The sequence below is a fragment of the Gaiella sp. genome (assembly GCF_039915195.1).
In the GTDB taxonomy this organism is placed as follows: domain Bacteria; phylum Actinomycetota; class Thermoleophilia; order Gaiellales; family Gaiellaceae; genus Gaiella.
The window spans coordinates 37,941-52,605 of the sequence record NZ_JBDSNT010000060.1 but is presented as its reverse complement, the minus strand read 5'-3'; the positions used below and the strand labels follow the sequence as shown (position 1 = coordinate 52,605).

General features: G+C 64.9%; 15 protein-coding genes. 10 read left to right on the top strand and 5 right to left on the bottom strand.

Features of this window, described 5'->3' with window-relative positions:
- The first annotated feature begins 83 nt into the window (after nucleotides 1-83).
- The 6 genes from ABIR74_RS06290 to ABIR74_RS06265 all read left to right on the top strand — a co-directional run bounded on the left by ABIR74_RS06290 (nucleotide 84) and on the right by ABIR74_RS06265 (nucleotide 6,774).
- A complete protein-coding gene (locus ABIR74_RS06290; protein WP_348176041.1) occupies nucleotides 84-1,244 on the top strand; it encodes a GGDEF domain-containing protein in 1,161 nt (386 codons plus the stop codon).
- A 5-nt stretch (nucleotides 1,245-1,249) separates the two neighbouring features.
- Nucleotides 1,250-2,227 carry a diguanylate cyclase gene (locus tag ABIR74_RS06285; RefSeq protein ID WP_348176038.1) on the top strand — a complete coding sequence of 326 codons (978 nt, stop codon included), beginning with the start codon at nucleotides 1,250-1,252 and terminating at the stop codon, nucleotides 2,225-2,227.
- A gap of 204 nt (nucleotides 2,228-2,431) precedes the next feature.
- A complete protein-coding gene (gene coxB, locus ABIR74_RS06280) occupies nucleotides 2,432-3,445 on the top strand; it encodes a cytochrome c oxidase subunit II (protein WP_348176035.1) in 1,014 nt (337 codons plus the stop codon).
- A 22-nt stretch (nucleotides 3,446-3,467) separates the two neighbouring features.
- The gene (gene ctaD, locus ABIR74_RS06275; RefSeq protein ID WP_348176032.1) at nucleotides 3,468-5,408 is read left to right on the top strand and encodes a cytochrome c oxidase subunit I; all 1,941 of its coding nucleotides are present in this window, start codon (nucleotides 3,468-3,470) and stop codon (nucleotides 5,406-5,408) included.
- On the top strand, nucleotides 5,405-6,022 hold the full coding sequence (locus ABIR74_RS06270; protein WP_348176030.1) for a cytochrome c oxidase subunit 3: 618 nt from the start codon (nucleotides 5,405-5,407) through the stop codon (nucleotides 6,020-6,022). The genes ctaD and ABIR74_RS06270 overlap by 4 nt, the downstream gene beginning before the upstream one ends.
- Before the next feature lie 56 nt (nucleotides 6,023-6,078).
- Nucleotides 6,079-6,774, top strand: a complete 696-nt coding sequence (locus tag ABIR74_RS06265) for a hypothetical protein (protein ID WP_348176027.1) — start codon at nucleotides 6,079-6,081, stop codon at nucleotides 6,772-6,774.
- Nucleotides 6,775-6,781: 7 nt separating this feature from the next.
- Here the strand turns inward: ABIR74_RS06265 and ABIR74_RS06260 are convergent, their stop codons facing one another.
- The 5 genes from ABIR74_RS06260 to tatA are packed head-to-tail and all read right to left on the bottom strand — an operon-like array spanning nucleotide 6,782 to nucleotide 10,745.
- Nucleotides 6,782-7,492 carry a c-type cytochrome gene (locus tag ABIR74_RS06260; RefSeq protein ID WP_348176025.1) on the bottom strand — a complete coding sequence of 237 codons (711 nt, stop codon included), beginning with the start codon at nucleotides 7,490-7,492 and terminating at the stop codon, nucleotides 6,782-6,784.
- A gap of 9 nt (nucleotides 7,493-7,501) precedes the next feature.
- A complete protein-coding gene (locus ABIR74_RS06255; RefSeq protein ID WP_348176022.1) occupies nucleotides 7,502-8,350 on the bottom strand; it encodes a tetratricopeptide repeat protein in 849 nt (282 codons plus the stop codon).
- The gene (locus ABIR74_RS06250) at nucleotides 8,296-9,567 is read right to left on the bottom strand and encodes an amidohydrolase family protein (RefSeq protein ID WP_348176044.1); all 1,272 of its coding nucleotides are present in this window, start codon (nucleotides 9,565-9,567) and stop codon (nucleotides 8,296-8,298) included. The genes ABIR74_RS06255 and ABIR74_RS06250 overlap by 55 nt, the downstream gene beginning before the upstream one ends.
- Before the next feature lie 2 nt (nucleotides 9,568-9,569).
- Nucleotides 9,570-10,496: a twin-arginine translocase subunit TatC gene (gene tatC, locus ABIR74_RS06245; RefSeq protein WP_348176020.1), complete on the bottom strand. Its 927-nt coding sequence runs from the start codon at nucleotides 10,494-10,496 to the stop codon at nucleotides 9,570-9,572.
- A gap of 12 nt (nucleotides 10,497-10,508) precedes the next feature.
- A complete protein-coding gene (gene tatA, locus ABIR74_RS06240; RefSeq protein ID WP_348176017.1) occupies nucleotides 10,509-10,745 on the bottom strand; it encodes a twin-arginine translocase TatA/TatE family subunit in 237 nt (78 codons plus the stop codon).
- A 133-nt stretch (nucleotides 10,746-10,878) separates the two neighbouring features.
- On the opposite strand from tatA, the gene sufC reads away from it, so the two are divergent.
- Genes sufC through sufD form a run of 4 tightly spaced genes read left to right on the top strand, consistent with a single transcriptional unit; the run spans nucleotide 10,879 to nucleotide 14,611 of the window.
- The gene (sufC, locus tag ABIR74_RS06235; protein WP_348176014.1) at nucleotides 10,879-11,661 is read left to right on the top strand and encodes a Fe-S cluster assembly ATPase SufC; all 783 of its coding nucleotides are present in this window, start codon (nucleotides 10,879-10,881) and stop codon (nucleotides 11,659-11,661) included.
- Nucleotides 11,658-13,079, top strand: a complete 1,422-nt coding sequence (gene sufB, locus ABIR74_RS06230) for a Fe-S cluster assembly protein SufB (protein WP_348176011.1) — start codon at nucleotides 11,658-11,660, stop codon at nucleotides 13,077-13,079. Before sufC ends, sufB begins: the two co-directional genes overlap by 4 nt.
- A complete protein-coding gene (locus tag ABIR74_RS06225; protein WP_348176008.1) occupies nucleotides 13,072-13,455 on the top strand; it encodes a VOC family protein in 384 nt (127 codons plus the stop codon). Before sufB ends, ABIR74_RS06225 begins: the two co-directional genes overlap by 8 nt.
- A complete protein-coding gene (gene sufD, locus ABIR74_RS06220) occupies nucleotides 13,445-14,611 on the top strand; it encodes a Fe-S cluster assembly protein SufD (protein WP_348176005.1) in 1,167 nt (388 codons plus the stop codon). Before ABIR74_RS06225 ends, sufD begins: the two co-directional genes overlap by 11 nt.
- Nucleotides 14,612-14,665 lie beyond the last annotated feature (54 nt).

Genomic DNA, 14,665 nt, shown 5'->3' with positions numbered 1-14,665 from the left:
GGCAAGAGGGTGCTCGAGGGCGCATTGTGTGCTCTCATCGTTGATCGCCTGCGCCGGACCCGAGCTCCGAGATCGGAGTCGCAATGAGCGATACCCGTGAGTTGAAGATGAAGGTAGCCGACGAGCTGGAGAGGGGGGATGAAGCGCTCCAGAGCGGGGATCAGTCGGCGGCGGACCTGGATCAGACCCATGCGGATTCGGATCAGACGTACGCCGATTCGGATCAGTCGGCGGCGGATGCCGATCAGGACGCCTCCAACACCGACCAGGAGCTGGCCGATCGGGATCAGCATGATTCGGACATCGATCAGGCCGTCGCAGATTCGGAGCGAAGGCGCCGTCGATTTGTAAGCTCGCCCGAGGAGACGGAGGCGCTCGAAGCCTCGCGTGCCGAGCGTGACATGACAACGGACGACCGGGCGCGGACCTCGGCTGCCCGGGCGAGATCAACGGGTCGGCGGCTGCTTACGGCAGAGGCGAGGGACGAGGTCGCTGGCGCCAGAGACCTGACCGCCGCAGTTCGCGATCGGAACGCGCAGGCGCGTGACAAGGCAGCTGACGCACGCGACAGAGCTGCCGAAGCACGTGGACTCCACGCCGCCGAGGCGCACGATGTCGATGAGGCTGTTGGCACGCTGCACACGATCCGCGTGTCTGGCGCATCGACCAGGAAACAATCGGCGCAGGAACGCGCTGCCGCCGCCGAGGACCGTACAGCCGCGGCCGTCGACCGGCAGCATGCCGCGGCCGACCGGGGCGATGCCGGCCTCGACGAGTTGACCGGTGTCTTTCGGCGCGGGACCGGGGAGTTCGCCCTCGTTCACGAGATCGAGCGCTCGCGGCGAGCTGGTCACCCACTGATCCTTCTGGTCATAGACATCGACGGCCTAAAGCTCGTCAACGACCACGACGGGCATGCCGCCGGCGACACACTTCTGCGCGCCGTCCCCACCGCGATCACCGTCACCCTGCGTTCCTACGATGTGACCGTGCGCTGGGGCGGCGACGAATTCGTCTGTGCGCTCCCGGACATGACGAAGGTCGCGGCCACGGACCGCGTGAGTCAGATCAAACGCGAGCTCGAGGTGCTCCACCCGGGAGCGACGATCTGCGCCGGGCTTGCCGAGCTCCGCGTGGACGACAGTCTCGAATCTCTCGTCGCTCGAGCCGACGCCGACCTCTACCGCGCAAAGGCCAGCCGCGGGACCACCAGCGAGACCTCCCGCGAGCCCGGGAGGGGTTGAGCGGCATGGGAGACCGCGTGCTCTGCCCCGTCTGCAGCGGCGTCGGTGAGGTCGATGTCTCTCAGGCGGTCGACCAGCTTCTGCGCGACCAGGCCCGGGCAGTGTCCGGCCCGCAGCGAGGCGGGAGCGACGACGATCGGGCGATGCTCCGCGACGATCCGCATCGATCCCACGACAGCGTCTCAGTGCCCGGCCCGGGGGACGTGCCACGGTTCGAGGATGAGACCGCGCGATGGAGGGCGGAGGCTGCCGAGGATCACGACCATGCTGCAGAGCTCCGTGATCGTGGCGCCGAGGGTCGCGATCTTCAGGCGCGAATGAGGGAAGTGCTTCACGATGACACGGAGGGCGCGGAGGATATTCTCCTGCGCGCTGGACGCGATCGCGCAAAGGCCGCTGATGATCGTGCCAGGGCGGCAGCAGATCGCGAGCGGGCGACGACCGAACGGGAGGCTGCAGCGCGAGACCGCACAGATGCCCTTCGCGCCCTGACCGAAGCCCGGCACGAGGCCGAGCACAACCTCGTGCGCGTGGCAATGGACGAGGTGACGGGCACACTCACGCGAACGTTTGGGCTCTCGGGGGTTTCCCACGAGCTCGATCGCGCCGAACGAGCAGACAGCACGCTGGTGCTCGCTGCTATCGAGGTCGAGCACCTCGACGAGATCACGCAGGCGAACGGCGGGGCCGACGCGGACACGATCCTCCGCTTCATCGGCGACAGCTTGAAAGCAAACCTCCGCTCGTACGATCTGATCGTTCGCTACCAGGAACACGAGTTCATCTGCGCGATGCCGAGCGCCACCCGGAGAGCGGCAACAAAGCGCCTCGGTACGGTCGCCGCGATGCTCGCCGCCGCCGACAGGCGGCACGCGATCACATTTGGCGTCGCCGAATACAAGCCCGCTGATGAGCTTGCTGACCTTCTTAGTCGCGCAGACGAAGACCTCCTGGCCGCCCGAAGCGCGAGCGGCCGTGGATGATGTCGCGCCTGAAAGACGGCACAACACCGCAGGACCGTTCAACTGAACACAACGCAGGACCCCTCAACCGAGCACAACCGATCGCTCAGCCGGGGCTCCGAGGAGGTCGGTGCAAGGCCCAGCCGACCTCGTGACGCCGTGAGAACGTCATTCCGATGCCCGTTACCGACACCGTGGCTCCGGCAGGTGATGTAACCTCGGCCCGTGCGCAGGGGAGCGATTATTCGCATGACAGGGCTCGGGATCGTGATCGCGATCCTCGTCACGCTGGTCGCCGTCCTGATTCCCTGGTTGCCGACATCGGCCTCCGAGGAGATGGACCGGATCGAGTTCGTCTACTGGTTCGCAACGGTGATCTGCATCGCTGTCTTCGCGCTCGTGATGGCGGTGCTGCTCTACTCGGTGATGGCGTTCCGCTCGCCTCCCGAGGACGAGTCCGATGGTCCCCCGATCCACGGGAACACGAATCTCGAGGTCGCCTGGACGGTCGTCCCCGCGATCCTCGTCATCGCGATCGGTGTCATCAGCGCGTTCGTGATGTCGAAGAACGGTGAGGCCGGGCCGAACCCGCTCAACGTCAAGGTCTTCGCCCAGCAGTTTGCATGGCGGTTCGTCTACCCGGACGACAACGAGGTCAAGTCCGGAGAGCTCGTACTTCCGGTGAATCGCAGCGCCAAGTTCGAGATGGAGTCTGCCGACGTGATCCACTCGTTCTGGATCCCGGCGATGGGTCAGAAGCAGGATCTCGTACCCGGAATCAAGACCAGGATCATCGTCACACCCACCCGCACGGGCGTGTTCTCGCTCGTCTGCACCGAGCTCTGCGGCGTCGGACACGCGACGATGCGCGCGACCGTCAGAGTCGTCTCGCAGGAGGACTTCGTCGCCTGGGTCAAGGAGCGAAGCGACGGCGGGGGAGGGGGCGGTGTCTCCGGAGACAAGGCCGCTGCTCTCTTTGCCGACGCGGGGTGCGGTGGCTGCCACGCGTTCACTCCTGCTGGCACGACCGGTGAGATCGGTCCAAACCTCGACGACCTCGTCGCCGCCGCCCAGAAGGCAGGCCAGGATCCTGCCGACTACGTCCGGGAAGCTATCGTCGACCCCGGCAAGGTCATCGCTCCCGGCTACCAGGACGGGGTCATGCCTCCGAGCTACGGCGAGACGCTCTCGCCGGCAGAGATAGATTCCCTCGTCGCGTATTTGACGGGGGCGAAGTGAGTAAAACGAGGGAGCCGAACGGATGAGCGCCGTCGAGCACGAATCGCATGGAGCGGGCCACGGCAGTGGGGAGCCGACGCGGCAGCGAAGCATTCTGATGCGGCCCGGATTCGTCCGCGCGGCCTGGTGCTTCGCGCTCTTCTTCCTGGTCGGGCTCTACCTCGTCGCGGGCATCCGGTGGCTCGCTGGCTGGGATCCGGTCTACGACTGGAACATCATCGTGCTCGTCGGTGGGCTGACGCTCGCCCCGATCGGGTTCCTGCTCGGTCTCGGCTCGTTCGACTACTGGCTCTACTGGATCTCCGGTCGTCCCACGATCCCGGATGATCACGCAAACCACGGCGCGCGAACGTGGAAGGACTACTTCAAGGTCAACACCGACCACAAGGTGATCGGTGTCCAGTACCTCGTGACGACGTTCGTGTTCTTCACGCTCGGTGGCCTCATGGCCATGCTCTTCCGCGCCGAGCTCGCCCAACCCGGCATGCAGTTCATGGACACGCAGACCTACAACGGTCTCGTCTCGATGCACGCCGCGCTGATGATCTTCGTCTTCATCATCCCTGCCTTCGCAGGTCTTGCGAACTTCGCCGTCCCGCTAATGCTCGGTGCGCCCGACATGGCGTTTCCACGGTTGAATGCCCTGTCGTTCTGGTTCCTTCCCATCGCAGGGACGATGTTCCTCTGCAGCTTCCTCGCCCCGGGCGGCGCGTTTGCCACCGGGTGGACGAGCTATGCCCCGCTCGCCTCGGACCAGCCGATCGGGCAGGTCTTCTTCAACATGGGCGTTCAGTGGGCCGGGGCCTCGTCGATCCTGACTGCGCTCAACTTCCTCGTCACGATCATCACGATGCGGGCGCCAGGGATGACCTTCTGGCGGATGCCGTTGCTCGTGTGGGCGAACTTCACGACGTCACTGCTCGTCGTGATCGCGACGCCGTTCATCGCCGGCTCCCAGTTCTTCGTCATGTTCGACCGCGTGATGCACACGAGCTTCTTCGTTCCGGCAGAAGGCGGATACGTCCTCGGTTACCAACACATCTTCTGGTTCTACAGCCATCCCGCCGTCTACATCATGATCCTGCCTGGATTCGGGATCATCTCCGAGATCATCTCGGTGATGAGCCGGAAGCCGATCTTCGGCTACCGACTGATGGCGATGTCGCTGCTCGGGATTCTCGTGCTCGGGTTCTCGGTGTGGGCACACCACATGTTCGTGGCGGGCATGACCGACTGGCTGCGCGTCCCGATGATGATCTCGACCCTGCTGATCGCCGTTCCGACCGGGGTGAAGGTGTTCAGCTGGTTGGCGACGCTGTGGGAGGGTCGAATCAAGCTCAACACACCGATGCTCTTCTCGCTCGGCTTCATCTCCATGTTCGTCATCGGTGGTCTCTCCGGGATCTACCTCGCATCGGTGCCGATCACGATCCACGCTTCCGACACGTACTTCATCGTGGCCCACATCCACTACGTCCTCTTCGGCGGCTCCGTGCTGACGATCTTCGCCGGCATCTACTACTGGTTCCCCAAGATGACCGGCCGGATGTACAACGAGCGGCTCGGCAAGCTGCACTTCTGGCTTACGTTCATCAGCTTCAACCTGACGTTCTTCCCGATGCACTGGGTCGGGCTCGTTGGTATGCCGCGGCGCGTCGCCGATTACGCCGACCGATTCGCAGACCTGAATCTCGTCGTCACGATCTCGTCGTTCGCGCTCGGTGCCTCCGTCGTCGTCTTCTTCTACAACATGATCGTCAGCTGGACACGTGGGCCGATCGCCGACCCGAACCCGTGGCGCGCAATGACTCTCGAATGGCAGGTCTCCTCACCACCCCCGATCTTCAACTTCGACGAGATCCCACAGGTCGTCGGTGGTCCGTACGAGTACGGCGTGCCCGGGGCCCGCCATGCGATCCTCACCAGCACGACCGCGCCGGCTGCGCAGGAGGTGCACGGATGAGCGCGCACGCCGAGGCACTCCACGGGAGCGACCATCATGGGCCTCCCGCGGCGAATCAGAGCTCTCGGATCGCGCCCACGATCCTCGGAATGTTCCTGTTCATCGGAACCGAGGCAATGCTGTTCGGCTCCTTCTTTGCCGCCTACTTCTTCGTTCGGGTCGTGAACCCTGATGCCCCGGACTCCTGGCCACCGAGCCCGTACGAGTTCCCGCAATTCGTCGCCGGGATCAACACGGCGATCCTCGTGACGTCGAGCTTCACCATGCACTGGGCGCTGCAGTCGGTGAAGCGGAACAACCGACGCGGCCTCCAGGCGGGGCTCGTGCTCACGATCCTGATGGGGATAGCGTTCCTTCTGACCCAGTTCATCGAGTACGCCCACATCGGCTTCAACACGGGCGACGGGGCATTCGCATCGGTCTTCTTCGGGCTCACCGGCCTCCACGGGGCACACGTTCTCGTCGGGCTCCTCCTCCTCACGTTCGCAACGATTCGGGCCTTCCGCGGGCACTATTCGCCCGAGCATCACCATGGAGTCGAGCTTCCCGGCATCTACTGGCACTTCGTCGATGTGATGTGGATCGTCGTCTACGTGACCGTCTACCTGATCTAGGCGCCCACTCTGTCCGATCGCGCGGCGCTTGTGTCGCGCCGCACGATCTGCGCATCATGGAGGCGTCGACCCGGGGAGCCTTCGTGCGGAACCCATTCAAAAGCGAGGATACGGCGTTTCGCTTTCTCCTTGGCACGCTCGTCTACTTCGCATTGATCGTCGCCGCGTCGCTGATCGCGACCTGGCTCGCGGTGGTCGTATTCCTGGTGGTCACCGGTGCCGCGCTTGCCATGTTACGAGGGGGGAAGAGACAACTGCCCCTGCGCGAGCCCGTTGAGCGGGTTCCGGTCGCGGACACGTTGAGAATCCTCGTGATCGCCAACGAGACGCTGCGCGGACAAGGGCTGCGCGACGAGATCCTGCGCCTGTCTCGAGGAGTCGCCGAGGATGTCCTCGTCGTCTGCCCTGCTCTCAACTCGAGGGTTCGCACCTGGACATCGGACGAGGACGGTGCGCGCGAAGCCGCAGCCTCGCGCCTGGCTGTCGCCCTCGAGGCGCTTCGGGGTGCCGGCCTCCGGGCCCGCGGCGAGATCGGCGACGGAGATCCACTCCAGGCCCTCGAAGACGCGCTCCGAACGTTCTCTGCTGACACGATCGTCATCTCCACCCACCCGGTGGGCTCCTCGAACTGGCTCGAGCGGGGCGTCGTGGAGGGCGCACGCGCTCGATCCGACGTGCCCGTCACGCACGTCATCGGGGACTCGACAGGCGGCGGTCGGGGCGACGCTGCAGAGCATCGCCTGCCGACGTGACGCGCTGCTATTTGCCGGCGGCGCTGGAGACGTACGCGCTGACGTCGGCGATCTGTGCTGCCGTCAGCGTCGCGGAGAACGACGGCATCGCGCCCTGCCCGTTCGTGACACGCTCCGTGACGAGTTCGGAGCTCGGCGGACGATCGTCGAGATTCGGGCCGATCGCCCCGGTGGTGCCGGCGTCGCCGAGTGTGTGACATCCACCGCAGCCGTTGGTGAAGACGACCTTTCCGGCAGCCGCGTCTCCAACATCACCGCCCGGCTCAACGTTTGTCGTCGTCGTTTGTGGAGGAGCAGGTGTTGGTGCCTTCCCGGTGCCCGCGACGCTTGCGACGTAGGTGGAGACGTCGATCGCATCCTGACCGGTAACGATGTCGGCGGGCATTCCGGGTGCCCCGGTCGAAGTCTCCTCGATCGAGTAGGCGATCTGATCTCGAACCACCTGCACGAACGTACTTTCGCCGAGACCATTTCGCCGCGACTCGGCGAACGCGTCATCGAGGTTCGGCCCGATTGCGCCGGCCGTCCCGGCGTCAGCAAGGGTGTGGCAGCTACCGCACTTCGCCGTGAACAACGTCTTGCCGTTCGTCTTATCACCCGTCGCCTCCGTGTAGCCAACAGTCTCGCCGCAGCCTGCTCCGAGGAGCACCAAAGCAGCGAGCGAAACCAGCGCAATGGCCATCGGCAGTCGATGCGAGCGAGAGACGATCGGCGTCATGCCGCGAGTCTATCCCGATTGCGACGCGCGCAGCTGCTTCAACTGTTGCTTGACGACCGGTGCGTTCGGATCGTCCGGCGCAAGCCGGAGGAAGGCCTCGAACGCACTGATCGTCGTCGCGAGATCGCCGGCCTGCTGGGCGGCCTGGGCGAGCTCGAGCTGGACGTTCGGATCCTTCGGGCTGATGACCACGATCTTCTTGTAGGCGTCGACGCTCGCGGCAGACGCCGCCTGTGCGGCCTGGGCAAGCTCCTGGATTCTCGGTGAAGCCTGCGTCCGGAGCACGCTACTGATCGAGTCCTCGAGAAGGGGCTGCCCCGTTGGCGACGTGAACGCGCCCGGGAAGCCCTGACCGGCGCCCTGGTAGGCGGCCTGGGTCTGCAGAATCTGGGCCTCGGTCTGCTTGGCGCTCGCCTGGGCGAGGTAGAGGCTCGCGAGCTCACGGAGGGCGTTCGTGTCCTTCGGAGCTAGCACGACCACGGTGTTCTGAGCCTCGATCGCTTCGTCCGTCTTGTTGTCGGCCTGGTAGGCGGTCGAGAGCTCTCGCCACGCTTCGAGATCCTTCGGATTCTCCTCGGTCTTCTTCTGCGCGCTCGACACCGAAGGGCCACTGCTTCCGCCCCCACCCCGGAGAATGTCTCCGACCCCCGTACCGCCGGCACCGACGCCGAAGAGGACGAATCCGCCGCCGAGCGCTACCGCGAGGAAGACGAACATCCACTTCGCGTGCCGTCGCAGCCGCGGGAAGAACATCGTGTCCTCGATCGACGGCGCGGTCGACTTCTTGGCGCGCCGAGAGGCCGCTAGGGCAGCATCAGGCTGCGGGCTCTTCGTGCTGCTCTTGTCGAATCGGGCCATCGGGATGTTCCTTTCACATAGCGCTGCTCGCCGGCAACAAGAGTAGCTGCGACACGCTCGGGCGATCCCCCCAGAACGACGGCGATAACAGGATCTTCAACTGGATCGAACGGCGAGCCGGCGAGTGAGATTACGGCCAGGTCGGCCTCCTTGCCGGGCACGAGCGACCCGATCCGGTCGGAGAGGCCGAGAACGCGCGCGCCACCGAGCGTCGCGAGTTCGAGCGCATCGGATGCCGCGAGCGCTCCGGGATCTCCCGCGCGTGCTCGCGCGCCGACGATCGCTGCACGGATCTCGTCGAACATGTCGAATGACGGGGTCGATGCGGGACTGTCCGTCGCGATCGACACCTGCACTCCGGCCTGTCGAAGCTCCGCGAGCGGCGCCACGCCGCAGCCGAGGTAGCCGTTCGACCGCGGGCAATGCGCGACGCCGACGTCGTGGCGGGCAAGAAGCGCGATCTCCTCCGCGTCGGCGTGAACGCAGTGGGCGGCCATCAGGCTCGGGCCGAGCAGGCCCTCGGCCGCCAGCATGCGGATTCCTGTCTCTCCCGGCGGCGGCACCAGAAAGCGCGCCAGGGGACTCCAGTCTCCGACCCCGCTGACGAGCCAGTCGCGTTCCGCCGCACTCTCGGCGAAGTGGGTCGCCTGGGGAATGCCGAGCTCGGCGCAGGCGCGGTAGGTTTCGATCCGACAGGTGTACGGCGCATGCGGCGAGACGCCGATTCGAACGCGGTCGGAGACCACATGCTCGACCCGGGTGTGGGCCTCCTCGAATCGGTCGAGTGGCGCCCCGTCGGTGCCGAACACCTCGAGGTAGACGATTGCCCGCAGGCCGCTCGACGCTGCCGCAAGGGCAGAGGCACCGGAGAAGCTGCAATCACCAACCGTCGTCGTGCCCGAGCGGAGTGACTCGTGCGCGCCCACCGTTGCGATCGAAGTCATGTCACCGAAATCGAGTGCATCCTTCCGCTGGATGTGCATCCCGATCCAGGGTACGAACGGGAGCCCGTCGCCAAACCCCGCGTAGACGGCGTACTCGAGATGTGAGTGCGCATTGACGAACCCCGGGATGATCACGCAGCCCTCGTGGTTCTCGCCCGGGCCGAGGTCACCCGCTCTCCCGACGGCCTCGATCGTGCCGTCATCGGCGATCGCAACGGCACCGTTCTCGATTGGCGAGCCCTCGACAGGGACGACCCAGTCCGCCGAGATCACCCTCAAGGAGCGTCGTCCTCCTCCGCCCGGGGTTCGTCAGAGAGCTCGGCGTCGGCGACGGGGCCTTCCAGCGGGTCGTCAGCAGAGAACTCCGCCGTCTCCTCGTCAGAAGAAAGATCGAACTCGTCGTACTCCGATGCGTCGCCATCGTCCGCAGATGCCTCGGGTCCTTCCTCGTCCGGAGGGTTCGGGTTCCAGCGCTTCTCCATCATCACCGAGAGCCAGATCGAGGTCTCGAAGAGGATCAGCAACGGGATGACCTCGAAGGCGAGGGAAACGGGGTCGACGGTGGGTAGCAGGACGGCGAAGGCGAGCATGAGCGGGTAGCCGATCCGGCGATTGCGCCGCAGCTTTGCCGAGCTGAGAACCCGGATTCGTACGAGGGCCAGGATGAACATGGGCATCTCGAACGCGATCCCGCTCGCGAGCAGGACGAGCGCGGTGAACGAGAGGTAGTAGCTCGCCCGGATCTGGACGTCATAGAGGTTGTCGTCGAAGTTCGTGAGGAAGTCGATCGCCCGCGGCAGAATCACGAAGTAGGCGAACGCGACGCCGATTGCGAAGAGTCCGGTTCCGAGCGCGATGAAGACCCGAAGCGTTCGCTGCGTCGCTTCGTCGACGGCCGGGGCGAGGAAGCCCCAGACCTGCCAGATGAGGATCGGGAGCACGACCGCGATCGCGGCCATGGCGCTGACCTTCACGGCTGTCGTGAACGGCTCGAGAACGGCGAGCGTGACCAGGTTCTTGTCCGGCGGGAGCGGCACCATCAACCACTCGATCAGCTGCTCGTGAAAGTAGAACGCCACCATGAACGCCGGCACGATCGCGGAGACCGAGATCAGAAGGCGATGTCGCAGCTCCGTCAGGTGCTCGACAACGGTCGCCTCTTCGTCCGTGCCGAGACGGCGCGGGGCGAGCCTACGGAACATTCGCAGGCGGAGTTAGGAGACGGTATCCCGCTCGCGCGACTCGGACGCGGCAGGTGCGGCGGGGACGGCCGGCTCGGCTGGCGGCAACGAAATGTCGTCGTCTTTCGAGTCGCCCGTGACAGAGTCCTTGAACTCGCGCATCCCCTTGCCGAGTTGCCGACCCATCTCCGGCAGCCGCTTGGGGCCGAAGACGAGGAGCAGAACGAGCAACAGGATGAGCAGTTCCCAGATTCCGATTCCGAAAGGCATAGATCGAGAGTAGCAGCGAATGGGCTGCGCGTTCTATTTTTTGGTGGTCCGGGTACGATGAGGATAGACGGAGCCTGCGGCTTTCCCGCAAAGAGCCCGCGGCTTTCCCCACACACGGCAAGGACGGAGAACAGTGGCACTGCTCGAGATCAGGAACCTGCACGTCGCGCTCGAGGACGGCACGCCCATCGTCAAGGGTGTCGACCTGACGGTCAACACCAACGAGAAGCACGCGATCATGGGTCCGAATGGCTCGGGCAAGTCGACGCTCGCCTACGCCCTCATGGGCCACCCCTCGTACGAGATCACCGAGGGCGAGATTCTCCTCGACGGCGTTGACGTCGTCGAGCTCGGGGCGGACGAGCGTGCACAGAAGGGCTTGTTCCTCGCCTTCCAGTACCCGCATGCGATCCCGGGCGTGACGGTGACGAGCTTCCTTCGTAGCGCGATCAATGCGAAGCGCAAGGCGGCAAACGGCGGCGAGGACGATCCGGTCCCTGTCAAGGAGTTTCGCATCGAGATGCTCGCCGCGATGGAGCACCTCAAGGTTCCGCGCGAGCTCGCGCAGCGCTACCTCAACGACGGCTTCTCGGGTGGCGAGAAGAAGCGGGTGGAGATCCTCCAGATGGCGATGCTGAAGCCCCGCATGGCCGTGCTCGACGAGACCGATTCGGGCCTCGATATCGACGCCCTCAAGGTTGTCGCAAACGGCGTCAACGAGCTCGTCGGCCCGGAGATGGGCGCGCTCGTGATCACCCACTATCAACGAATACTCAATTACATCACCCCGGATCACGTGCACGTCTTCGTGGACGGACGGATCGTGGCCTCGGGAGGCGCGGAGCTTGCGCGACAACTCGAGGCGGAGGGCTACGAAGCCTTCATCCCAGCAGGAGTCGGAGGCGAGGGCGCATGAGCACCACCGAGAACGACGTCGTCAAGGGCATTCGCAGCGAGTACCAGTACGGCTTCTCGAACCCCGATGAGGCGAAGGACTACTTCTTCAAGTCCGGTCGTGGGCTCTCGCACGAGGTCGTCGAGGCGATCGCCGAGCACAAGAACGAGCCGCAGTGGATGCGCGACTTTCGCCACAAGGCGCTCGACTACTTCTATGCCCGCCCGATGCCAGAGTGGGGTGGAAACGTCGGCGAGATCGACTTCGAGAACATCTACTACTACATCAAGCCGACCGAGAATCAGGTCGACAAGTGGGAGGACCTCCCGGCCGAGATCCTCGACACATGGGACAAGCTGGGCATCCCCGAGGCCGAGAAAAAGTACCTCGCCGGCGTCGGTGCCCAGTACGAGTCCGAGGTCGTCTACCACAAGCTGCAGGCGGATCTCGAGGCCAAGGGCGTGATCTTCCTCGACATGGATTCCGCGCTGCGCGAGCACGAGGACATCGTCAAACAGCACATGGCGACGATCATCCCGGCGAACGACAACAAGTTCGCCGCGCTCAACTCGGCGGTCTGGTCGGGTGGCTCGTTCATCTACGTCCCGCCCGGCGTCCGCATCGAGATGCCGCTGCAGGCGTACTTCCGGATCAACGCCGAGAACATGGGGCAGTTCGAGCGGACACTGATAATTGTCGACGAGGACGCCTACGTGCATTACGTCGAGGGCTGCACTGCTCCGATCTACTCGTCCGATTCGCTGCACTCGGCGGTCGTCGAGATCATCGTCAAGCCCCGGGGTCGTTGCCGCTACACGACGATTCAGAACTGGTCGAACAACGTCTACAACCTCGTCACCAAGTGTGCTGTCGCCCATGAGGACGCGACGATGGAGTGGGTCGACGGCAACCTCGGCTCCAAACTGACGATGAAGTACCCCGCGATCTGGCTGATGGGTGAGCGGGCGCACGGTGAGGTTCTCTCGATCGCGTTCGCCGGCAAAGGCCAGCATCAGGACGCGGGCGGCAAGGTCGTCCACGTCGGCAAGAACACGTCGTCCGTGATCACGTCGAAGTCGATCTCCAAGGACGGTGGCCGGGCCGGGTACCGCGGTCTGCTCGAGGTGGCCCGTGGCGCCACCGGCTCGAAGTCCAAGGTCGTCTGCGATGCGCTCATTCTCGACGACGAGTCGCGCTCGGACACCTACCCATACATCAAGGTCGACGAGAGCGATGTCGACCTCGGCCACGAGGCGACGGTCTCGAAGATCGGTGAGGAGCAGCTCTTCTACCTGATGAGTCGTGGCCTCTCCGAGTCCGACGCCAGTGCAATGATCGTTTCCGGGTTCGTCGAGCCGATCACCAAGGAGCTTCCCCTCGAGTACGCCGTCGAGATGAACCGCCTGATTCAGCTGCAGATGGAAGGCAGCGTTGGCTGATCGGTTGATCGTCGAGCGCGTCGACTTCGTCTCGGTGCCTGTCACGGATCTCGAGCGCTCCACCGCGTTCTACCGCGACACGCTCGGGCTCGAGCAGATCGGGGAGGGCATGTGGCCGGAGTTCCAGCTCGGCGAGAACGTGAGCCTGTATCTCGTCGACCCGACGAACATGGGGCAGACGTTCGTCGGACCGCACGCGAGCCCCATCGCGTTGCGGGTCGCTGACGTCGAGGAGGCTCGCGGCGAGCTCGAGGCAGAAGGAATTGCCTTCGAGGGCGAGACCCTCGATACGGGTGTCTGTCATATGGCTCACTTCAGCGATCCGGACGGCAACGTCTTCATGCTGCACCGTCGGCATGCCCCGCATGAGAGCTGACCTGCTCGAGAGCTATCAGGCGATTCCTCTGCCGACGAGGTCGGAGGAGCACTGGCGCTTCACCGATCTGACGGGCTTCGACCCCGACGCGTACACGGCGGCGAGCGCCGATGCCACCGCGCTCCCCGAGACGATGCTCGAGATCGACGCTTCCGGTGTCGCCCTCGTCGGCGAGTCCGGCATCACGATCGAGCATGCCCCGGAGGGAATCCGCTTCGAGTTGCTGACCGACGACCATCCGCTCCTCGGAACGCTCGTCGGGCACACCGAGAAGTTTGCGGCCCACAACGCAGCGATGTGGCAGCACGGCATCCTCGTCCACGTCCCGAAGGGCGTCGAGGTCGATAAGCCCCTCTACATCCGGATCGCGAACACGGTTGAGGGGGGCTCGCTGTTCTGGCGGCTGCTGATCGTCGCCGAGGCTCAGAGCACATTCACCGTGATCGAGGAGTACGCGTCGGCCTCGCCCGAGCTGTCCGGCTACTCGAATGCCGCGGTGGAGATCATCGTCGAGGACGGCGCCAAGGTCGAGTATGTCTCCGTCCAGAACCTCTCCCAGAGCACGTGGCACTTCGCCTCGCATCACGCGACAGTCGGGCGTGACGCCGAGCTCGACTGGGTCGCCGGTGGTTTCGGTTCTGGCGGCGGCAAGGTGTGGATCCAGAACGACCTTGCCGGTCAAGGGGCGACCTCGAGGGTGACGGGTGCCTACTTCGCCGACAACGTGCAGCGCCTCGACTACGACACGTTCCAGGAGCACATTGCACCGAACACGACATCGGACTTCGCATTCAAGGGCGTGCTGCGTGACACGGCGAGCGCCGTGTGGCGCGGCATGATCCGGGTCGAGAAGGACGCGCAGAAGACGAACGCCTACCAGGAGAACCGCAACCTGCTCCTTTCCAAGACGGCACACGCGGACTCGATTCCCGGGCTCGAGATCCTCGCGAACGACGTTCGGTGCACGCACGGTGCGACCCTGAGTCAGGTCGACCGCGAGCAGCTCTTCTACGCGATGGCGCGTGGGCTGTCCCGCCAGGAGGCCGAGCGCCTGATCGTGCGCGGCTTCTTCCAGGACGTGCTCGACCGGATCGAGCTCGAGCCCGTGAGAACAGCGCTCGGCGCCGCGCTCGAAGCGCGGATTCCGCAGGCCTGACCGACCGACGTGGCCCTCGAGCGGGCTCCACAACGAGATGAGGCGAGGGGGACG